Below are 20,014 nucleotides of genomic sequence, written 5' to 3' on the forward strand. Positions count from 1 at the left end.
GACCTGCCGTGAGTATTATTTATGTGCTTATTCCCATCGCCATCATCATTGTTGCCGTTGCGGTAGTCATCTTCTTCTGGGCAGTACGATCAAATCAGTTCGACGATCTCGATCGTCAGGGGTACAGTATTCTGTTTGATGACGACTTGTCACCGGAAGATAAGAAACTGGCAGAAGAGCGCAAAGCTGCGCAGGAAAAACGGCGTGACTGAGCTGACAGGCTTATCTGCATTGTTAATCGGACTCGCCGGCGGTGTGCATTGCATCGGTATGTGTGGTGGCATTGTTACTGCGTTACAACAGGCCGTCCCGGCGCGGCGTCGTCCATTTCCTTATATGCTGGCCTATAATCTCGGCCGTATCATTAGCTACACACTGGCTGGTGCCCTCGCAGGCGGCGTGGGACAAATGTCGGCCGCAGTATTGCCGGCACTTGGACAGGTGCTGGCCTGGTTAAGTGCGCTTATGCTGGTGGCGCTTGCGCTGTATCTGGGGCAATGGTGGCGAGGGCTGGCATATCTGGAAAAAGCAGGCAATGCCGTCTGGCGGCTGATTCAGCCCCTGTCTAAACGCTTTTTACCCTTCAGGTCGCCGCTTGCCGCCCTGCCGTACGGACTGATTTGGGGATGGCTGCCCTGTGGTCTTGTTTATTCGACGCTGACGTGGTCGCTGACCAGTCAGCAGGCCGGACAAGGCGCCTTTATCATGTTTTGTTTTGGACTGGGCACATTACCTACCCTGCTTGCAGTTGGCAGCGGGGCTGACTATCTTTTTAAACAGTTCAGGAAGCCGCGTGTCAGGCAATTCATCGCAAGCGGGCTGTTAATATATTCGTTTTTCTTGATCTACCGGTTAATACATAGTATCACCATAAACTAACGACTCACCGAGCGGGATAACAGGCAATAATCATGAGCAATGGAAGCAACTTTTCAATTCACTGTCAGAACTGCAGTTTCAGTCATCTTTGTTTACCGGTTGCGTTAAACAAAACTGAAATTGAATCACTGGATGACATTATCGAAAGAAAGCGTCCACTGCATAAACATGACACGCTGGTTCACACCGGCGCACCATTTAAGTCACTGTATGCCGTTCGCTCAGGCTCCTTCAAGTCGTTCGTGACGAACAAAGACGGTGAAGAACAGATTACCGGTTTTCATTTCCCCGGCGACATTATTGGCTTTGATGCGCTGCGGGAAAATAAGCATCAGAGTTATACCCAGGCGCTGGAAACTGCAATGGTCTGTGAGCTTCCTTACGAAACCCTTGACCAGATTTCGATGCAGCTCCCTAAGCTGAGACATCAGATCATGAGCTTTATGAGCGCAGAAATTAAACAGGATCACGATATGATGATGCTGTTGAATAAGCGCTCGGCGGAAGAACGCCTGATGTATTTCATTGCACAGTTGTCAGAACGTTTTGAGGCGCGGGGCTTTTCAGGAAAACAGTTTCACCTGAGCATGACCCGCAATGAAATTGGCAACTATCTGGGCCTGACCATCGAAACCATCAGCCGTTTACTCACCCGGTTCCAGAAAGAAGGCGTCATTAAAGTAGAAGGCAAGCTCATTACCATCCTCGATACTGAAAAAATGGATGAAAAACTTAGTTACGTGGCCGTGTAAGTACGCCGCTTGTTGATCCAGAACAACAGGCAAAGTCTGCGTAACGTATTACACTAAAATGGAATACTGTGATTAAGGGAGTACGGGGATGATACGTTATAAGCACCTTCTGGCTGTTATTGAAGCCGACCGTGAGACACAACCGGCGCTCTCCCGGGCGTTGGAGATTGCCAGAAAAACCCAGGCAACCGTCACAGCCATGCTTGTCGTTTACGACTTCTCTTATGATATGACCACGATGCTGAGTCAGTCTGAACGCGATGCTATGCGCAAAGCCGTCATCGACGACAGAGCGGCCTGGTTACGACAGCAACTCGACAATCAGGGGCATCAGGACATCAATATTGTGGTTGAATGGAATAATCGCGCGTATGAAGCCGTTATCACCTATGCAGCCCGGCACAACGCTGATTTAGTGATTAAAGCCACCAAGCCCCATAATGATCTGAGCTCGGTTATTTTCACCCCTACCGACTGGCATTTGTTAAGAAAGTGCCCTTCTCCGGTACTGCTGGTAAAAGAGCACGACTGGCCAGCAGATGGAAATATTATCGCTGCGGTGAATGTGGGGACCGAGGATGATGAACATCGCCAGCTGAATGATCGCATTACCCAGACGGCGACAGACTATGCCACGTTACTTAGCGGGCATGTGAATCTGGTCAATTGCTTTCCTGCCACACCACTGAATATTGCCATTGAGGTACCAGAATTTGATCCTGATACCTATAACAATGCGGTGAAAACGCACCATGAAGAAGAAATGGCCAGACACGCCGGTAAGTACAGTATTGATTCCGACCGCTGTTACGTAAAAGAAGGCTTACCTGAGCGCGTTATTCCAATGCTGGCCAGAGAACTTGACGCCGAACTGGTTATTATCGGTACCGTTGGCCGGGTGGGCTTATCCGCTGCACTGATTGGAAATACGGCGGAGCACGTCATTGACGGACTGAAGTGCGATGTGCTGGCGCTCAAACCGGAAGGTTTTAAAAGCCCCATAAGCTGAGCGGTTAATTTTTCTGGCGTGGATAGCAGCGCTGGCTACGCTTCGTTATAATGTCGGCTATTTTGTAGTAACAGGTAAGCCCCGATATGACCGCAGATGCACAGCCTAAAGACACCGCCGCAGACGCCCGCTCACAATCGAAACAACAATACAGCTTTAACAAGCTGCAAAAGCGTCTTCGCCGCAACGTAGGCAAAGCGATTGACGACTTTGGCATGATTGAAGATCAGGATAAAGTCATGGTGTGTCTGTCTGGCGGAAAAGACAGTTATACCATGCTGGATATTCTGCTTTTTCTTCGCAAGATTGCCCCGATACATTTTGATATCGTAGCGGTCAACCTTGACCAGAAGCAGCCGGGCTTCCCGGAGCATGTATTACCTGAATATCTGGAATCACTGGGCGTTGAGTATCTGATTGTCGAAGAAGACACCTACTCCATCGTGAAAGAGAAAATTCCGGAGGGTAAGACAACCTGCTCGCTGTGCTCGCGTTTACGCCGTGGCATTTTATACCGGACAGCAAAAGAAATCGGGGCCACCAAGATTGCTCTGGGCCATCATCGCGATGACATGCTGGAAACCTTTTTCCTGAATATGTTTCATGGTGGGAAACTGAAATCTATGCCACCGAAGCTGGTAAGTGATGACGGTCACCACATTGTTATCCGGCCACTCGCATATTGCAGTGAGCGCGATATTCAGCGTTATTCAGAGGCAGCCGGTTTCCCGATTATTCCCTGTAACCTGTGTGGTTCACAGGAAAACCTGCAGCGCCAGAACATAAAAATGATGCTTCAGGACTGGAATCGTCGTTTCCCGGGTCGCATTGAGTCGATGTTCAGAGCATTGCAGAATGTCGCCCCCTCACATTTGGTTGACAGTAAGTTATATGACTTCAAAGGCATTAAAGCTACCGGTAGCCCGGTCGACGACGGCGATATCGGGTTTGATCCTGTTACCTTTTCTGATCCCTCCCCGGCAAGTGACGATACAGAAATACAGGTTGTGAATATTATGGAGCCCGGCAAATGAAAATAGGATTGGCGCTCGGCGCGGGAGCCGCGCGTGGATGGACGCATATCGGTATTATTCAGGCACTCGAAAAGATGGGTGTACAGATTGATGTAGTGGCAGGCAGCTCAATCGGCGCCTATGTCGGCGCAGCGTATGCCAGCGGAAAGCTTGACGAATTGCGTACCTGGGCGTGCTCACTGACTGAATGGCAGGTGCTGTCGCTCATGGGCGTGGGTATTCGCCGTGGCGGAATAGCCAGTGGACAGAAGGTCTTCAACAAGCTGGCAAACGATTTGTGTGCCCCCACCTTCGAAGAAATGGAAAAGCCATTTGCAGTCGTTGCTACTGATTTATATTCAGGACGCGAGGTCATTTTTAATTCGGGGCCCGTAGGTGACTGTATCCAGGCATCCTGTGCGATACCGGCACTGTTCAGCCCGGTCGCCAATGAAGACCGCTGGCTGGTAGATGGCGCTGTGGTAAACCCGGTACCGGTAAATTTGTGTCGTCAGTTAGGCGCTGACTTTGTGATTGCAGTAAATCTTAACGCAGATTTTCGTCCGCAACGCCTGGAGAAACTGCGTATGGAGCATGAAGAAATCCAGCGCAAAACCGATGACTTTTTTACCAAGAGCCAGAATGTGGTTCGCCAGTGGTTTTCACCGGATACAAAGCCAAACAAGGTATCACCGCCGGGGATCCTGAGCGTCATGAGCAGCTCGCTGGAAATTTTGCAGGCTCGGGTTACACGCTCACGACTGGCTGGCGATCCGCCGGATGTACTGATCGAACCGCAACTCACCGATGTCGGCCTGATGGAATTTCACCGGGCTGAAGAGTTGTGTCTGAAAGGTGAGCAAACGGTTGAACGTCTGGCAGCGCAAATACGCTACCAGCTAGTGCTTAATCCGCCTGATGAAGAGGCCGATACGCTGCCCGAGGCATCAGTTCCTTGATGCCTTGGCAGTAATGCGAAGTGGTGTAGCCGGTAACGACAGACCGCGGTTTGTTTCAATCCATTCTTCATCAAGAACCAGCATACCATTGGTGATCGCCGGCCCCCCCTGAAGTGTTGCGTCCAGTTCTTTATCGCTGAAATGTATCATGAGCCCCTGTACTGAAGGCATCATGAAAGACAGAAAACTGCCCATTTCATTAAAAAATGCCCGGTACTGATCGAGCAGGAATACCAGTTCATCCTGAGTGTAACGGGTTTTCAGGTAATCAGGCCGGGTTTCCAGTTGCACTGACATGTCACACTGATTAGCAGCGTCATCCAGCTCCACTTCCACCATCGCGTTAGCCATTTTCAATGCCTTTTCATCCGGCACCGTAAAGCGCTGTTCGGGTGTTACATTCAGCGGGATCACCTTCTTATCAGTAATAATGTCGGCACGCGCAATGTTGCACAGCCGTCCTTCATTGACATGGATAAAGCCAAACGCAAACTGGAGCGCGTTAGTGTCCTCATCATCAAGCTTTTTGACATGACTGTAGAATCGGCTGTATTCAACATGGATCACGTCAGCAGATGCCAGCCCGGACAACCCAAGAAAGACTAACCCCAGTAAACCGTTTTTCATTCGCTCAGATACTCCTCATTAAATCTGATCATATTCTGTAACTCCTCAACGTAGGCAGCGCCACGCTCGGAGTAATTAATCAGCCCTTCGGCAAGCGCAACGCCACTGATTGGAATTTGATTGGCGCGTAACCGACTGCGTATTTTACGTAGTTCTTTATACGCGTCGTGGCGATTCAGATTACGCATGTACGTGTAAGTGGCTCGTGACAAACTGTCGAATTTCGCCACTTCATGGTTAGCGTCTTCATTACGCCGCGCAGGAACAAAACCACAGCCTTTCTTAAAGCACCACAGGCCAAAAAAATTGTAACCCTCGCGTGCAAACCGACTGGTGCCCCATGCAGACTCATTCGCAGCCTGAGCAAGCACAAGTTCTGCCGGCAGTACGTCGACTTTTTCTAGCAACGACAGAATACGGGCTTTGGTCTCCTGCTCCGGATCAATCCGGTACTCTTCAATCAGCCAGTCAATACGCGCTTTGTCTTCCTCATCGAGCGCTTCGTCGGCCAGCACTTTTCTCAGTAGCGTCTGAATATAATGACGAAGTGACAACAGATACGCGTTTTGTCTGTCTACTTCCGGTTTCAGGTAGGAAAAAAAAGCCACTTTCTTTTCTTTTACGTTACTGTACGCCGTAAAGTCGGGTACCGGTTGGCGCGCCACTTCCGTTTCCGGCACATCAAGAATATCGGGCTCTCGGGTAGTCAGGATCCACGCATTAATCACAATAACGGCGAGTACGCCCAGTGTAATTAAGACTATTTTGATGGTTTCCCGTTTATGCATCGAATTTCGACTCATCTGTTACTGCGGTTTCGCTGGGTACGTCCTGCGTACTGAACAGATCGTTGTACAACATGCCCAGTGTGCAGAAATACAGCGGCACAACCCAAATCAATGTGACACCAAAGCTTAACAGGCCAGTACCAAATAAAACAAAAAACAGCACCGCCAGTAACAGCATTTTCCCCAGGTATACGTTGACCATTCTGGCTGACAGTAAAATGGCCTGAAAAGGCGTCAGACGCTTATCCGCGACCAGCATCAGCGCAAACAGTGTGGCTGTCCACACATAGACCCCGGGGAAAATGAAAAGTGCCAGTCCAAGCTGGGTGGTAATAGAAATAATAAGCTGTGTAACAGAAATAACCAGCACGCTGCCAAGATAATGAAATATATCGAAGGTTGTTACCGGCTGTCCCCGGGCTGCATTGACCCCCATCATATATAACCCGGCCTGAAGCGGCGAAATTACCAGAATACTGAGTACTTCCATCATCGTGCGCTGTCCCGGCGTGATGGCATCCGGTGAGGTAATATCAAAACCAAAAACCAGCAATACGCTCAACACAATGACCGCGACAAACAGGACCACACAGGCCTGAAATAGCGCGCCGAAATGCTGTTTCACAACGCTGTTCGCCCGCTTTAAAAGGGCAAATACATCGAACGGGTATTCACCGTTGAGCGCACGCGTCATACGCGTGTCGTGGTGTTCATTTTCGTTGTTATTCACACATACCCCTGGTGAGTAAACGGTTTGGCGGGAGTATACCGAAAAGTCGTACCGGCTTCAGCTATGATGACAACACCAGCTTGGCGGCGAGTCCGATAAGCAACACGCCCATCAGCCTGTCAAGCCAGTATCCCTTGCTGCCGATAAGATCTGCCACCTTACTGGTACTGAGCAGGTACGACAGAAAACAAAACCATAAGCCAGTGGCTGCGGAAAGATAAATGCCATAACCAAGTTTGACGGTAAACGGCGTGTTTACGTCGATAATGGCAGTAAACAATGACAGGAAAAACAGCGTGGCCTTTGGGTTTAGTCCATTAGTCAGAAACCCTACGCCAAACGCCTTACTGGCCGTCATGAAACTGCTTACCTGCTTTAGCCCCGTGATTTTACCCGCACCGGGGCCGCTTCTTAATGCGCCCCAGGCGAGGTAAATAAGGTAAGCGGCAGCGGCATAACTGAATAATGCATACAGCCACGGCGTGGTTGCAATCAGCATACTAAGACCAACCAGGGAATAACCAACATGGAGCAATATCGCAACGCCAATACCAAGGCTGGTATACATTGCAATCCGGCGCCCATACGCAATACTGTTTCTGACAACAATCGCGAAGTCCGGTCCCGGACTGGCTACCGCCACCAGATGGACCAGTGCTATGGTAATGAATTCCTCTAAATAGGGCATGTTAAACCGACTCCGTCAGCGCATACTGCTGGATAAATTCATCAACAAACGCCGGTACCAGCGTTGACGCCTTACCGGTGCGTACCACATCAAACAATGTGTTTCGCGCAGTCGTTTCCAGATTCAGCTCGAAAGTGGCGGCGCCGGCGTCTTTAGCAAGTTGTACAAAACCGGCTGCGGGGTAGACCTGTCCGGATGTGCCGACAGACACAAAAACATCCGCGCGGGACAAGGTAACAATGATCTCGTCCATGTGCATAGGAACCTCGCCAAACCAGACAATGTCGGGTCGAACAGGGGCTGGAGGCTGACAGCACGGGCAGCGTGAATCACTATCAAAAGACGTAGTGCAACGCTGTGTTTGTCCGGACCGGGTGCAGCGAGATGACAGCAGTTCGCCGTGCATGTGCAACACACGTTTGCTGCCTGCACGCTCATGCAGGTCGTCGACATTTTGTGTAACCAGTAAGAAATTTTCACCGAGCACCTGTTCCAGTCTGGCTAGTGCGACGTGGGCGGGATTTGGCCTGACCTCGTCAGAAAGCAACTGCGCCCGCCTCGCATTGTAAAACCGGTAAACGAGATCCGGATCGCGTTCAAACCCTTCCGGTGTGGCAACCTCTTCGACACGGTGGTTTTCCCACAGACCATTACTGTCACGGAACGTTTTTATTCCTGATTCCGCCGAAATACCTGCCCCGGTCAGTACAACAACACGTGGAAATTTACTCACCGCCAGTCTCCACCGGGAAGCGTTTATCGGCTCCCCACTCTGACCATGAACCGTCATAAACCGCCACCGTGTTTGCGCCTGCAATCAGCGCAGCGACGCCAATGATGCAGGCCGTGATGCCTGAACCGCAGGTGAAAATCAATGGTTCAGCAAGGTCCACACTAGCCGCATCAAATACCGCGGAGATGGCGTCAGACGATTTAAATCTGCCGTTGGTGAGCACATCCTGATAATAAACATTTTTGGAACCGGGAATATGACCAGGGCGAACACCCGGGCGAGGTTCCTGCGCGCTCCCCTTAAAACGCTCCGGACTGCGGGCATCCACTATCTGACGTCCTTGTTCCATTGCCACCAGAACATCGTCAGCGTCAACAAACCATGACTCACCTAATGACGGGTTATACTGACGGTTAGGCTGCGAGGTGCGCTCAGCATTGACAGGTAAACCGGATGCAGCAGCGGCAGGATACCCTCCATCCAGCAGCCAGGCGTTCTGATGACCAAGTGACTTAAGCAGCCACCAAACCCGCGGTGCACAGTACATACCGCGCGTATCATAGACAATCACCTCGGTTTGTTCACTTATGCCTGAATTCCCCAGATACCCTGCAAGCGCGTCAGGCGACGGCCGCGTATGAGGATAGCGACCGGCGTGATCACTGCCCTGCCCGTCAATATCAAAGTCAACAGTGCGGGGGAGCCATGCATCATCACGAGCATCAGCCTGACCTGAAACCGGATCATCCATCAGCGCGCGTAGCAAAACGACAGGTGTTGTCATTAGCCTGTCGCCTAGCGTGGCAATATCAATCAGTGGATTGGGCATAACTGCACCTCGGGTTACAACAAACCACCAGAATACGTTGTTGCACGCGGGTATTTCAAGCGGTTACGCGGGAATTGCCGCAACAATATCCAGAACGATAGGTTTCACACCCGCGACGATAAATTCGATGGCGATGACCATAATAATCAGCCCCATTAGTCGCATCATCACCTTAATGCCTGTGTCGCCCAGCAGGCGCATCAGCACGGCGGCAAAATATAAAATCAGGTATGTGAGCAACAATACGGCAATAAGTGCACCAAACAGCGCAAGCTCATAATTAAACGAACTGGCATCGTCCATCAGAACAATTGCATTTGTCAGCGCACCGGGGCCGCAGATCATAGGGATAGCCAGCGGCGTCACGGAAATGTCTTCGACATAGGTTTTGACGTCATCCTCGGCAACTTTGATACGCGACAGTCTTGCCTGCAGCATGTCCATACCCATTAGCAGGAAGATAATGCCGCCGACGATTCTGAAACTGTTCACCGAAATATGGAAAAACGAGAACAGCACCTGACCGGCCAGCGCGAAGGTGGTAATGATGATAAAAGAAACCAGCAACGCTTTCTGTGCTGTTTTTATCCGTTGTCGCGGGCTCAAATCTGCCGTTAATGTCATAAATACCGGCATCACACCCAGCGGGTTAATCAACGTAAAAAATGACGTGAAGCATAACAAGGCGAAGGCCAGAAGATCCTGCATAACAACCTGACTACGTTATCGGGTGAATAAAAACCTGAACCTTACGTTAGATTGTGATTATATAAAAGCGTAGACAAGCGTGTGACCTGGCTCTGTCGGCACGTCAGCCTTACAGGCTGTCTTTTTTTACTTACAGCCTCAACGGTTTTCACTGGAGAACAACATGAAAATTCGCTTAATGACGGTGTTTTTAACCGGATTTTGCCTGCATGCACAGGCTGATACCTTTAATAAAGGTCCTGTATTTACCGACTACGGACAGCATGTGGCCGTGTCGCATCCCCATGCTTTTTCAGATACGACAACATTTCACGTTGCCTTTGACACCACTGATCAGGCGACTCCGGGTGATGTTAATCGCAAAATAAACAGCCTTGCCCGCTTTATTAACATGCATGTGGCTAATGGGGTGAAAAAAGAAAATATTCATTTGGCGCTGGTTGTACATGGCAAAGGCATTTTTGACCTGCTGAACAAAGCGGCTTATCAGGAAAATTTCGACGTTGATAACGCAAATGCGCCCCTTATCAATGCCCTGCTTGATAATCAGGTTACTATCACGGTGTGCGGACAGTCAGCTGCATATTTTGGTATTGAGGCTGACCAATTTATTGATGGCGTAACGGTATCGTTGTCTGCGATGACAGCACACGCTGAACTGCAACAGCAGGGCTATACGCTTAACCCCTTCTGATTGACAGGTACATGAACCGGATAAAGAGATGAGTGAAACCAGACCTTTTACCTATTTACTGCGTGTTCGTTACAGTGAGTGCGACCCGCAGAATGTCGTTTTTAATGCACGATATGGCGATTATGCAGACATTTCAGCGACCGAATTTATGCGCGCTGTATGGGGCAATTATGCCGACGTCGTAGCGCGCGGTCTCGACAACCAGGTGGTAAAGCTGACAATGACCTGGCAGTCATCCGCGCGGTTCGATGATGTGCTGGCAATTCGTGTGCATGCATCGCATATTGGCACTACCTCTTTCACACTATCGATGGTAATGCATCATCATGAAACGCAGCGGGAAATTGCCCGGGCTGAGGTCATTTACGTTATGGTTGACAACACCACATTCAAAAAATGCTCCATCCCGGACGATATGAAAGCGAGTTTATCAAAGGGAGCCCACAACCGGGTGGTTGATCATGCAGGAGTATTGTAGAAAATGGTGCCCGGGGCCGGACTTGAACCGGCACGCTGTTACCAGCGAGGGATTTTAAATCCCTTGTGTCTACCAATTTCACCACCCGGGCCGGGTACCTTTACGGTTATTGGTGTCAGGATGGTGCCTGATTGACTGCGATTGCAGTAAGAAGTGGAGGCGGAACCCGGAGTCGAACCGAGATCCACGGATTTGCAATCCGCTGCATAGCCATTCTGCCATTCCGCCGAAACTTTCGAGTGATAACGTATCGCTAATTCACACTCTAAGCGCTAATAACGTATCAACGCTTTTCGTAATTTGGAGCGGGAAACGAGATTCGAACTCGCGACCCCAACCTTGGCAAGGTTGTGCTCTACCAGCTGAGCTATTCCCGCGTAAAACAATGCGTTAATGCCGCTGGTATTATCCACACCGCAAACCTTGCCAACTTGGCAATCTCTTCGCGACGAGGTGTGCTCAACCAGCTGAGCTATTCCCGCAAAACGAAACCGACGTACGTCCGTTTCAATGTGGGGAGCATTCTACCGCCACCTTCCCCACTGTCAATATTAAAAGTCGCGAAATCCTGTATTTGCAGACTGTTTGCTAATTTTTTAAGCATCCTGGCGATGCATTCATCAGTTGCGCTGACGCGACGCTGCGGTCAGGTAAGGCACTGCCGCCAGGGTGTAACTGATCATGGACCACATTGACAAGACAGCCGCAATGTATAGCAGGATGTAACCCAGGCTGACCCAGTAAATCGGAAAGCCCATAAATGTCTCAAGGCCAGACAACAAACCAATCAGTGCCAGCATCTGGGCGGTGGTTTTCGCCTTCCCCACAAATGACACTTTGACAGAATCGCTGCTGCCATACTGCCCCATCCATTCCCTTAAGGCCGAAATATAAATCTCACGCACCAGCAAAATAATCGCCGGTATGGTGATCCACAACGTGGCATAGTGATGAGTAATCATCAGTAGCGCCGCACCCACGATAAGCTTATCGGCGACCGGATCCAGAAACGCGCCAAACGGCGTTGTCTGTTTCAGTTTTCTGGCCAGGTATCCATCAAACCAGTCGGTTATCGCCGCCAGCCAAAAAATAAAAGCGCCCGCCTCATGAGCCCATTTCCAGTCAAGAAAATATACCACTACAAACACAGGAATAAGTACCACCCTGAACAGGGTGACAACATTAGGTATCGTCCACATAATTACTTCTCTGACTGGATGCGCGTTAACACGGCGAACTGCAATATGTCGTTAACGTTACACGCAACACGGTTACTGATGCAAATGATCATAAATAGTTTCTGCCAGATCATGACTGATCCCCGGCACTTTAGCGATTTCATCCTTACTGGCTTTTTTAAGGCCCTGCAGTCCGCCCATGTACTTGAGCAATGACTGCCGTCTTTTCGCCCCAACACCGGGGATAGATTCCAGCGTTGACGTGGTTTTCACCTTCTGGCGGCGGTTGCGGTGTCCGGCAATGGCAAACCGGTGAGATTCGTCACGAATATGCTGAATAAGGTGCAGTGCCGGCGCATGACGTTCGAGACTTAACGTTTCATGTGAGCCGGCCAGGATCAGCGTTTCCAGACCGGGCTTACGGGTTGTACCTTTTGCCACGCCAATCAGTAACGGCTTCACATCATCAGGCCAGTCCTCAAAAAACTGTTCCGCCTGGGCTAGTTGCCCTTTCCCGCCGTCAATAAACAGAATATCAGGCACCTTTTGCACCTCTTTGACACTCTTGTAGCGGCGTTTCAGCGCCTGCGCCATGGCGGCATAGTCATCCCCCGGTGTGATCCCTTCTATATTGTAACGCCGGTAGTCACTACTTAACGGACCCTCGCGGTTAAAGACCACACAGGAGGCGACGGTCTGCTGCCCGGATGTGTGACTGATATCGAAACACTCCATGCGTTGAATAGGCTGGTCGCGCTCAAGCACAGACTCCAAATCAACAAAGCGGGCAAATACCGATTTTTGCTGCCCATACTGTGCGTCCAGCGCATTTTGGGCATTTTGCTGGGCCAGTTTCAAATAACGCCGCTTCTCTTCCCGTGCCCCTTTAAAAAAGCTGACTTTGTAACCGGCCTCCCCTGAAAGCAGATCCGCGATGGCCATTTCATCACTTAACGGCTGATCGAGCACTATTTGCTTAGGAATGACCTTATTCCCTGCCAGATAAAATTGCAGAAAAAATGATTCAAAAATTTCCTGTTCATCTGCCGTATCCGGCACTTTCGGGAAAAAGGCCTTGCTACCTAGCAGCTGACTGTCGCGAATAAACATAACCTGTATGCACGCCATATTGCCGCGGAAAGCAAAACCAAACACGTCCATTTCGTCCTGCGTACCCGCTACCCACTGACGCTCCTGCACCGTTCTTAGTGCAGTGATCTGGTCCCTATACCTGGCGGCCGCCTCAAAGTTAAGGTTTTCACTGGCACGTTCCATCTTTTCGACTAACGAACCAATGACCTGCTGATTTTTTCCCTTCAGGAACAGACGCGCCAGACTGACCTGGTCAGCATATTCCTCGTCACTGACGAACCCTTCCACACACGGCGCACTGCAACGCTTCATCTGATACTGCAAACAGGGACGACTGCGTGCACGGTAGTAACTGTCTTCACACTGTCGAACCGGGAACAGCTTCTGCATTGTTCTCAGGCTTTCCCGAACTGCCCAGGCACTGGGGTAAGGACCAAAATATTCCCCTTTTTTCTTTTGCGGGCCGCGGTGAAACGACAATCGAGGATGCTCATGAGCAGACAGAAAAATAAACGGATAGGACTTATCGTCCCGCATCAGCACGTTGTAACGTGGGCGGTACTTTTTTATGAAATTGTTTTCAAGCAGAAACGCTTCTGTTTCACTATTCACCACCGTCACATTCATGTCAGCAATCTGACTGACCAATGAGCGGGTTTTAGCGTTATCAACCTGCACTCTGAAGTAGCTGGACACCCGTTTTTTCAGGTTTTTAGCCTTGCCAACATAGATCACATCGCCGGCAGCGTTATACATGCGGTAAACACCGGGTTTGTTCGTCAGGCTTTTCAGAAATGCTGCGGAATCAAAAGAAGACATCAGCACAGATTAAAGCAGATTCGGGTCAATCAGTTTATGACGTAACGCGAGGTGAGTAAGCTCGACATCCGTGGTTACCCCCAGTTTTTCAAACATGCGATACCGATAGGTGTTTACTGTCTTCGCATTGATACTCAGTTCGCTGGCGATTTCAGGCACCTTCTGTCCACGGGTCAGGCGCATAGCAATATTGAGTTCGCGATCTGACAGTACGTCAAACGGATTATCGGTTGTCGGTGTAAGCTTACTAAGCGCAATACTGCTGGCAATATCTGCCGACAGGTACTTTTGTCCTGCAGCAACCTTGTGAATGGCAGTGATCATCTCCTGTGGCTCGGCATCTTTTGTCAGAAAGCCAAACGCGCCTGCAGACATGACTTGTGCAGGGATGGGATTTTCTTTGTGCATAGACAGGCAAATAACGCGGATATTTTCTGACAGGCGCAGAATCTTCTTGGTGGCCTCAAGCCCGCCAATTCCCGGCATATTTACGTCCATCAACACCACATCAGGCGCATTTTTACGGCAGTACTGCACCGCCTCTTCACCATTTGACGCTTCGGCGACAACAGTAAAGTCTTTCTCGTCTTCCAGAATTCGCTTTATGCCTGTGCGGACCAGATCATGATCATCGGCAAGTATTATTTTTATCAAAATGGTGGCTCACTGTTTTTTACTGCGTAACTTAGACAACGATGACGCTCACACTAGCCTGCTAATAATATCACGATGATGACAGGAAAAAAGCTCTCATATTTAACCAAAAAAAACCGCACAGCCAAGAGGTTGTGCGGTCACTTTGACACCATTCAGGCGACGGGAGGAAGATCAAACCACAACGCTTCCACGTCTGTGTCCGCGGTAATCAGGATCGTTTGCCCGGTAATTGCACCGAAGGCATCGCCCTGGCCGAAGGAGACAGTGCTGTCGTTACTCACAGCAGTGAACTGTCCTTTCACCGTGTGCAAATAGCCAAACCGTTCACCGGTGGTCAGTTCGAGCGACTCTCCTGGTACCAGTTTAACCCGGTACATTGATGCATCCTGATTAATCGAAAGGCTGTTACCTTCGCCATTTGGTGTTACCAGTGGCGTCAGCTTGCCCTTATCCTGAATTGTTTTTTGTTCATAGCCTGGTTCGGCTTCCTGGACATTTGGCGTTATCCATATCTGCAGAAAGTTTACTTCCTCATTGTCAGAAGGATTAAATTCAGAGTGCATTATCCCCTTTCCTGCGCTCATTCTCTGAACGTCACCGGCGGGGATGACGTAATCATTGCCAGTACTATCTTTATGTTTGAGCGCACCTTCGACAACATAGGAAATAATTTCCATGTCTTTATGACCGTGCGTACCAAAACCTTTACCAGGCTTTACCCAGTCGTCATTAATAACCCGAAGCACCGAAAATCCCATATGATTCGGGTCAAAATAGCTACCAAAAGAAAAGCTGTGCTGAGACTGCAGCCAGCCAAAATCCACACCGCCTCGTTCATGACTTTTTCTGATATATTGCATCGCATTGGTCTCCGTCATAGTTGCAGGTACCGTTACACTGCAACGTTTGATGGAGTGATTATAATCCGGCAATAACGAACAAAAATTTCAAATATGCGGTGATTAAATTCTAATTGTTAGAATACGAGGCGTTAGGAATATTACCTGATGCTAGCCAGGCACAAAAACCGGCATAGGACCGGTTTTCCTTGAATATGGCACAGAGAGGGATTACTCCGGGCATCCTGCCCTTCGACCTTCGGGTCGCGCTGGCGCGCGTTCAAAATCGCTCCCGGCGATTTTGTCGAACATGGGGTTCTCATCATGTCCCCGTCTTCCCAGCACATACAAAAAAACCGGCACAAGGCCGGTTCTTTTTGAATGTGGCGGAGAGAGAGGGATTCGAACCCCCGGAAGGTTTGACCCTTCGCCTGATTTCAAGTCAGGTGCATTCAACCGGACTCTGCCATCTCTCCATTTGCCGTGTATGGTAATGAATAATTCTGTGCTGTAAAGCAGAAAACGTTGATAAAACGTTTGATTGAACAAAAGCTGGCCAGGTCGGTGATAAGTTACTCAACATCGTCTGCATGTTGGTCTGCATCATTTCCCCGTCTTTCCATCACATACAAAAAAACCGTCACAGGGCCGTTTTTTTTTGAATATGGCGGAGAGAGAGGGATTACTCCGGGCATCCTGCCCTTCGCCCTTCGGGCCGCGCTGGCGCGCGTTCAAAATCGCTCCCGGCGATTTTGTCGAACATGGGGTTCTCATCATGTCCCCGTCTTCCCAGCACATACAAAAAAACCGGCACAGGGCCGGTTCTTTTTGAATATGGCGGAGAGAGAGGGATTCGAACCCCCGGAAGGTTTGACCCTTCGCCTGATTTCAAGTCAGGTGCATTCAACCGGACTCTGCCATCTCTCCTGAAGTGCTGCGTATCTTAATGAAATTTTTTACCCTGTAAAGCACTAATTTAAGAAAAGTGCGCTGAATGTCGGGTTTTTAACCACGCTAAGCCTCTGATGTATAACCTGTGTTCAGTTTGATGCATGACACAACTATTTACGTCAAAAAGCTTGAAAAACGGAACCAAAAGCCATACAACACCTCTAAGAAGTACGCTACCATACCGGTAGTTATCTATGTCCTGTTGGAGGAAACAATGGAACAACGTTCGGTTTATTCTGGTGCATCTCAGTCGTCAGTATTACAAACCAATAAAGTGCTGCGTAATACGTACATGCTGCTGGCAATGACGCTGGCATTCAGTGCCGTGTGCGCGGGTATCGCAATGGCCGTAGGTATTTCACCTATGATGTCACTGGTGATGACAATCGGCGCATTCATTATGCTGTTTGTGATCAACAAAAAGGCAGAGTCAGCAAGCGGTATCTACTGGGTGTTTGGTTTTACCGGACTCATGGGTGCATCGTTAGGCTATACCCTTAACTTTTATCTGGGCGTTGCCGGTCCGGGCCTGATTATGGAAGCGCTGGGCGCAACGGCATTGGTCTTCTTTGCCCTGTCTGGCTATGCACTGACCACCAAGAAAGATTTCTCATTTATGGGTGGCTTCCTGGTTGTAGGCCTGGTCGTTGTACTTGTCGCCGCCATCGCAAATATTTTCTTTGCGGTACCGGCTGTCAGCCTGGCCATCAGCGCAGCGATTGTGTTTATCATGTCAGGATTCATCCTGTTTGATACCAGCCGTATTATCCACGGTGGTGAAACCAACTACGTTCGTGCAACCGTTGCGATGTATCTGAACCTGTACAACCTCTTCACGTCTATCCTGCATCTGCTCGGTGCGTTTGGTGGCGATGATTAATCAAAGCCGGCCGCTGAAGATGGAGAAAACACCCCGGTAACGGGGTGTTTTTGTTTTATGACTTGCTACTCACTACTTGTCACCACCGCCCCCTTTGACAGCGATGCGGCAAAGCGCGCGCATGATTTTGTCGTACAATCACACCATGCCGGACATAAGGTCGATCATATCTTTTTCTATGGTGAAGGCATTTATCATGCTAATGCGCTGTCATCTCCTCCCACAGATGAATACCACCCGCGCGAAGCCTGGCAGGCATTACATGAAACACTTGGCGTTCGCCTGATAGTGTGTGTCACCGCAGCCACAAAGCGCGGGGTCATATCACCGCAGGAAGCTTCTGAGGCAGGCATTGTAATGAGTAATCTGTCTGCACCGTTTGAACAGGCTGGGCTTGGTGAGTTTTTTACTGCCCTGCATCATTGTGATCACCTGGTACAATTCTGATGGCGTCTTTACTGGTAATCCTTTCCTCTCCGCCTTATGGCAACAGCGCTGCAGCAGAAGGTATCGATTTCGCCCTTGCCGCGACCAATTATGGACATGAGGTGGCGGTTCTTATTGAAGGCGACGGTGTATGGCAGTTGCAGCATAATCAGCACACCGAAAAAGGGGTGAAAAATATCGAAAAGCGACTGAAATCACTCGCTTTATTTGATGTTGAACCATGCTACGTTTGTAGCGAGAGTCTGGCCGCGAACAGGGTTACGCATAACCCTGATAGTGAGTTTAAGCTCATCTCCACATCAGATAAACTGGCGCTGTTTGCACGTACCGACCATGTTGTGAGGTTCTGATGTTATTTTATATGACCGATTCACACCTCAGTGACTGTTCAGAAGCCCTGCTGGCTGAATTACCCGATAACGTGCCGGTATTACTGACTCAGAATGCCGTCTATTTGTATTCGCGTCTGCGCGCAGCTTATCCGTCTTTGCGCTTACATCAGCTTGTAGAGGACACCCAATCTCGCGGGCTGGACGTTGATGAAAATACCGCGTGGACACTGTCTGACTGGACAAGCATGAGCACCACGCATCACCCATGGATCTTACTTAAATGAGCGAAAATTCACACTTCATCATTTTTGACGGTCGCCATATCGAAACTGATAAAGCCGGCTATCTGAAGGATTTTGAACAATGGAGTGAAGAGATGGTGCCCGTACTGGCTGATGCAGAAGGCATCACACTGACCGATGCACACTGGGAGGTCGTTCGTTTCGTCCGACAATTTTACCTGGAATTTGATACCAGTCCGGCAATACGCGCACTGGTCAAGGCCATGGCCAATGCTTATGGCCCCGAAAAAGGAAACAGCCGCTATCTTCAGCGACTGTTTCCTAAAGGTCCTGCAAAACAGGCAACCAAACTGGCGGGGCTTCCAAAGCCTGCCAAGTGCCTGTGAATGCTCAGGCGCGCAGTTCGGTGATACCACCCATATAACTAACCAGCGCGTCTGGCACTTTGATGCTGCCATCGGCCTGCTGATAGTTTTCCAGTACGGCAACCAGTGTGCGGCCAATCGCCAGTCCGGAACCGTTCAGTGTATGTAACAGCTCCGGCTTGTTCGTTTCCGGATTACGATAGCGAGCCTGCATACGACGGGCCTGGAAATCCAGCATATTCGAACAGGACGAAATCTCGCGGTAGGTGTTTTGCGCTGGCAGCCATACCTCAAGATCGTAGGTCTTACATGAACCAAAGCCCATATCGCCAGTGCACAGCAGAACCTTACGGTAAGCCAGTCCCAGCTTTTTAAGGATGTTTTCAGCGTGCTCTGTCAGAGACTCCAGCGCGGCAAAACTGTCTTCCGGCTTCACCAGTTGCACCAGCTCGACTTTCTCAAACTGATGCTGACGAATGAGTCCGCGGGTATCTCTGCCATAGGAACCGGCTTCAGAGCGGAAACACGGGGTGTGGGCCGTCATTTTTACTGGCAGCGTTTTGGCATCAAGGATCTCGTCACGGGCAATGTTTGTCAGTGGCACTTCCGCTGTTGGGATAAGTGACAGCCCCTGCCCCTCTTCGGTCGCAGGCTTGGTATGAAATAAATCTTCACCAAATTTTGGCAACTGACCGGTACCGTAGAGACTGTCGGCGTTGACCAGATACGGGACATAGGTTTCTTCATAACCGTGTTCACGGGTGTGCACGTCCAGCATAAACTGAGCCAGCGCGCGATGCAGTCTGGCAACTTGTCCGCGCATCACCACAAAGCGGCTACCGGTAATTTTTGCAGACGTTTCAAAGTCCAGTCCATTGGCCAGTCCGAGCCCAAGATCAACATGATCTTTGACGTCAAAATCGAACGTCGGTGGCGTGCCCCAGGTATAGATTTCTTTGTTTTCAGATTCGTCTTTGCCCACAGGTACACTGTCATCAGGCAGGTTAGGAATCCCCTGTGTAAAGGCATCAATCTCTGCCAGCACGGCATCTAATTCTGCCTTTGCGGCATCGAGCTTATCGCCCAAATCACTGACTTGTGCCAGCAACGGCGCAATGTCCTGACCTTCTCTTTTTGCCTGGCCAATTGCTTTACTGCGTGTATTGCGCTCGTTTTGCAGTTCCTGCGTGGTCTTCTGCAACGCCTTCCGCTTTTCTTCCATGGCATTGAATGCGTCCACATCCAGAATAAATCCACGGTTTTTGAGACGCGCGGCAGTCGTCTCAATATCATTTCTCAGCCACTTGGGATCTAACATGTGTTTC

Annotated in this window: 25 protein-coding genes and 5 tRNA genes; 13 read left to right on the top strand and 17 right to left on the bottom strand. The window is 49.8% G+C overall.

Annotated features, from left to right (window positions below):
• The first annotated feature begins 8 nt into the window (after nt 1–8).
• The 6 genes from ccoS (at nt 9) to rssA (ending at nt 4,612) form a co-directional block, all read left to right on the top strand.
• Nucleotides 9–212 carry a cbb3-type cytochrome oxidase assembly protein CcoS gene (gene ccoS, locus AB1N33_RS02105; protein WP_411269871.1) on the top strand — a complete coding sequence of 68 codons (204 nt, stop codon included), beginning with the start codon at nt 9–11 and terminating at the stop codon, nt 210–212.
• Entirely contained in the window at nt 205–879 is a 675-nt protein-coding gene (locus AB1N33_RS02110; RefSeq protein WP_411269872.1) for a sulfite exporter TauE/SafE family protein, read from the top strand. Before ccoS ends, AB1N33_RS02110 begins: the two co-directional genes overlap by 8 nt.
• 32 nt (nt 880–911) lie before the next feature.
• Nucleotides 912–1,631: a fumarate/nitrate reduction transcriptional regulator Fnr gene (gene fnr / locus AB1N33_RS02115; protein ID WP_411269873.1), complete on the top strand. Its 720-nt coding sequence runs from the start codon at nt 912–914 to the stop codon at nt 1,629–1,631.
• An 88-nt stretch (nt 1,632–1,719) separates the two neighbouring features.
• Nucleotides 1,720–2,640: a universal stress protein UspE gene (gene uspE / locus AB1N33_RS02120; protein WP_411269874.1), complete on the top strand. Its 921-nt coding sequence runs from the start codon at nt 1,720–1,722 to the stop codon at nt 2,638–2,640.
• An 86-nt stretch (nt 2,641–2,726) separates the two neighbouring features.
• A complete protein-coding gene (gene ttcA, locus AB1N33_RS02125) occupies nt 2,727–3,674 on the top strand; it encodes a tRNA 2-thiocytidine(32) synthetase TtcA (protein WP_411269875.1) in 948 nt (315 codons plus the stop codon).
• The gene (gene rssA / locus AB1N33_RS02130) at nt 3,671–4,612 is read left to right on the top strand and encodes a patatin-like phospholipase RssA (RefSeq protein WP_411269876.1); all 942 of its coding nucleotides are present in this window, start codon (nt 3,671–3,673) and stop codon (nt 4,610–4,612) included. Before ttcA ends, rssA begins: the two co-directional genes overlap by 4 nt.
• On the opposite strand, the gene AB1N33_RS02135 is transcribed toward rssA, so the two are convergent.
• The 7 genes from AB1N33_RS02135 to AB1N33_RS02165 form a co-directional block, all read right to left on the bottom strand.
• Nucleotides 4,601–5,239, bottom strand: a complete 639-nt coding sequence (locus AB1N33_RS02135) for a DUF2987 domain-containing protein (protein WP_411269877.1) — start codon at nt 5,237–5,239, stop codon at nt 4,601–4,603. The genes rssA and AB1N33_RS02135 overlap by 12 nt on opposite strands.
• Nucleotides 5,236–6,027, bottom strand: coding sequence for a glucosaminidase domain-containing protein (locus tag AB1N33_RS02140; protein WP_411269979.1), 792 nt, complete (start codon nt 6,025–6,027; stop codon nt 5,236–5,238). The genes AB1N33_RS02135 and AB1N33_RS02140 overlap by 4 nt, the downstream gene beginning before the upstream one ends.
• Entirely contained in the window at nt 6,020–6,757 is a 738-nt protein-coding gene (locus AB1N33_RS02145; RefSeq protein WP_411269878.1) for a stress protein, read from the bottom strand. The genes AB1N33_RS02140 and AB1N33_RS02145 overlap by 8 nt, the downstream gene beginning before the upstream one ends.
• 61 nt (nt 6,758–6,818) lie before the next feature.
• Nucleotides 6,819–7,445: a LysE family translocator gene (locus AB1N33_RS02150; RefSeq protein ID WP_411269879.1), complete on the bottom strand. Its 627-nt coding sequence runs from the start codon at nt 7,443–7,445 to the stop codon at nt 6,819–6,821.
• 1 nt (nt 7,446) lies between these two features.
• The gene (gene cobB / locus AB1N33_RS02155) at nt 7,447–8,178 is read right to left on the bottom strand and encodes a Sir2 family NAD+-dependent deacetylase (protein ID WP_411269880.1); all 732 of its coding nucleotides are present in this window, start codon (nt 8,176–8,178) and stop codon (nt 7,447–7,449) included.
• Complete coding sequence (locus AB1N33_RS02160; RefSeq protein WP_411269881.1) at nt 8,171–9,007, bottom strand: sulfurtransferase; 837 nt, start codon at nt 9,005–9,007, stop codon at nt 8,171–8,173. The genes cobB and AB1N33_RS02160 overlap by 8 nt, the downstream gene beginning before the upstream one ends.
• A 63-nt stretch (nt 9,008–9,070) precedes the next feature.
• Nucleotides 9,071–9,715 carry a MarC family protein gene (locus AB1N33_RS02165; RefSeq protein ID WP_411269882.1) on the bottom strand — a complete coding sequence of 215 codons (645 nt, stop codon included), beginning with the start codon at nt 9,713–9,715 and terminating at the stop codon, nt 9,071–9,073.
• A 163-nt stretch (nt 9,716–9,878) separates the two neighbouring features.
• Between AB1N33_RS02165 and AB1N33_RS02170 the strand changes: the two genes are divergently transcribed.
• Together AB1N33_RS02170 and AB1N33_RS02175 are read left to right on the top strand one after the other, a co-directional pair.
• Nucleotides 9,879–10,409: a DsrE family protein gene (locus AB1N33_RS02170; protein WP_411269883.1), complete on the top strand. Its 531-nt coding sequence runs from the start codon at nt 9,879–9,881 to the stop codon at nt 10,407–10,409.
• 28 nt (nt 10,410–10,437) lie between these two features.
• Entirely contained in the window at nt 10,438–10,887 is a 450-nt protein-coding gene (locus AB1N33_RS02175) for an acyl-CoA thioesterase (protein ID WP_411269884.1), read from the top strand.
• 4 nt (nt 10,888–10,891) lie between these two features.
• Here the strand turns inward: AB1N33_RS02175 and AB1N33_RS02180 are convergent.
• From AB1N33_RS02180 to AB1N33_RS02220, 9 genes are all read right to left on the bottom strand, one after another.
• Nucleotides 10,892–10,978 (bottom strand) — tRNA-Leu (locus AB1N33_RS02180).
• A 63-nt stretch (nt 10,979–11,041) separates the two neighbouring features.
• Nucleotides 11,042–11,115 (bottom strand) — tRNA-Cys (locus tag AB1N33_RS02185).
• Between the two features lie 73 nt (nt 11,116–11,188).
• Nucleotides 11,189–11,264: transfer RNA gene (locus AB1N33_RS02190), tRNA-Gly, on the bottom strand.
• A gap of 243 nt (nt 11,265–11,507) precedes the next feature.
• Nucleotides 11,508–12,086 (bottom strand): CDP-diacylglycerol--glycerol-3-phosphate 3-phosphatidyltransferase, encoded by a 579-nt coding sequence (gene pgsA / locus AB1N33_RS02195; RefSeq protein ID WP_411269885.1) that lies wholly within the window; start codon nt 12,084–12,086, stop codon nt 11,508–11,510.
• A 72-nt stretch (nt 12,087–12,158) separates the two neighbouring features.
• On the bottom strand, nt 12,159–13,976 hold the full coding sequence (uvrC, locus tag AB1N33_RS02200; protein WP_411269886.1) for an excinuclease ABC subunit UvrC: 1,818 nt from the start codon (nt 13,974–13,976) through the stop codon (nt 12,159–12,161).
• 9 nt (nt 13,977–13,985) lie between these two features.
• A complete protein-coding gene (uvrY, locus tag AB1N33_RS02205) occupies nt 13,986–14,630 on the bottom strand; it encodes a UvrY/SirA/GacA family response regulator transcription factor (RefSeq protein WP_411269887.1) in 645 nt (214 codons plus the stop codon).
• A gap of 155 nt (nt 14,631–14,785) precedes the next feature.
• Complete coding sequence (locus AB1N33_RS02210) at nt 14,786–15,493, bottom strand: pirin family protein (RefSeq protein ID WP_411269888.1); 708 nt, start codon at nt 15,491–15,493, stop codon at nt 14,786–14,788.
• A 363-nt stretch (nt 15,494–15,856) separates the two neighbouring features.
• A tRNA-Ser gene (locus AB1N33_RS02215) sits at nt 15,857–15,948 on the bottom strand.
• Nucleotides 15,949–16,307: 359 nt separating this feature from the next.
• Nucleotides 16,308–16,399 (bottom strand) — tRNA-Ser (locus AB1N33_RS02220).
• 238 nt (nt 16,400–16,637) lie between these two features.
• Between AB1N33_RS02220 and AB1N33_RS02225 the strand changes: the two genes are divergently transcribed.
• Genes AB1N33_RS02225 through AB1N33_RS02245 form a run of 5 tightly spaced genes read left to right on the top strand, consistent with a single transcriptional unit; the run spans nt 16,638 to nt 18,710 of the window.
• The gene (locus tag AB1N33_RS02225) at nt 16,638–17,303 is read left to right on the top strand and encodes a Bax inhibitor-1/YccA family protein (RefSeq protein WP_411269889.1); all 666 of its coding nucleotides are present in this window, start codon (nt 16,638–16,640) and stop codon (nt 17,301–17,303) included.
• A 57-nt stretch (nt 17,304–17,360) separates the two neighbouring features.
• Nucleotides 17,361–17,750: a sulfurtransferase complex subunit TusD gene (gene tusD, locus AB1N33_RS02230; protein ID WP_411269890.1), complete on the top strand. Its 390-nt coding sequence runs from the start codon at nt 17,361–17,363 to the stop codon at nt 17,748–17,750.
• On the top strand, nt 17,750–18,100 hold the full coding sequence (locus AB1N33_RS02235; RefSeq protein ID WP_411269891.1) for a DsrE family protein: 351 nt from the start codon (nt 17,750–17,752) through the stop codon (nt 18,098–18,100). The genes tusD and AB1N33_RS02235 overlap by 1 nt, the downstream gene beginning before the upstream one ends.
• Nucleotides 18,100–18,366: a hypothetical protein gene (locus AB1N33_RS02240; RefSeq protein WP_411269892.1), complete on the top strand. Its 267-nt coding sequence runs from the start codon at nt 18,100–18,102 to the stop codon at nt 18,364–18,366. Before AB1N33_RS02235 ends, AB1N33_RS02240 begins: the two co-directional genes overlap by 1 nt.
• On the top strand, nt 18,363–18,710 hold the full coding sequence (locus AB1N33_RS02245; RefSeq protein WP_411269893.1) for a TusE/DsrC/DsvC family sulfur relay protein: 348 nt from the start codon (nt 18,363–18,365) through the stop codon (nt 18,708–18,710). Before AB1N33_RS02240 ends, AB1N33_RS02245 begins: the two co-directional genes overlap by 4 nt.
• Before the next feature lie 4 nt (nt 18,711–18,714).
• On the opposite strand, the gene serS is transcribed toward AB1N33_RS02245, so the two are convergent.
• Nucleotides 18,715–20,007, bottom strand: coding sequence for a serine--tRNA ligase (gene serS, locus AB1N33_RS02250; RefSeq protein WP_411269894.1), 1,293 nt, complete (start codon nt 20,005–20,007; stop codon nt 18,715–18,717).
• Nucleotides 20,008–20,014 lie beyond the last annotated feature (7 nt).

This window comes from Alteromonas nitratireducens (genome assembly GCF_040812025.1).
GTDB classification, from domain to species: domain Bacteria; phylum Pseudomonadota; class Gammaproteobacteria; order Enterobacterales; family Alteromonadaceae; genus Alteromonas; species Alteromonas nitratireducens.